Source organism: Ferrovum myxofaciens, assembly GCF_000735045.1.
In the GTDB taxonomy this organism is placed as follows: domain Bacteria; phylum Pseudomonadota; class Gammaproteobacteria; order Burkholderiales; family Ferrovaceae; genus Ferrovum; species Ferrovum myxofaciens.
In genome coordinates, this window is the sequence record NZ_JPOQ01000621.1 from 1 (window position 1) to 278 (window position 278).

The 278-nt window shown below is 51.8% G+C and carries 2 pseudogenes; both read right to left on the reverse strand.

The features are described 5' to 3' along the window. Positions 1–103: pseudogene (locus IV91_RS19475) on the reverse strand (IS1595 family transposase); the annotation flags it as partial. Between the two features lie 52 nt (positions 104–155). Continuing rightward, positions 156–278, reverse strand: a pseudogene (locus IV91_RS19985) (RNA-guided endonuclease InsQ/TnpB family protein); the annotation flags it as partial.

A 278-nucleotide genomic window follows, 5' to 3' on the forward strand; every position in this document is an offset into this window, starting at 1 on the left:
CCAGGTAAGCAGCACACGCCCCAACATCTGGAAAAAGCCGCTGGAATTCCGGCAGCGAGTGCGGGAACGGCAGATCGTCACGTTGATGGATGTCCATTGTCATGGGTAAAAATCATAGCATCATCCAGCGTGGGAAACAACCGGATAGGCAAGGACTGGTCTAGCTTGCATCCTTGGGGATAGCGGAAGCTGTCGCCCATGCCTTTTTTCTTGAACCGTGGAAAGTCGGCACGCTTATCGAAAAAGTTTTTGTAGGCACGCTCAAGGTCTTTGAGTGA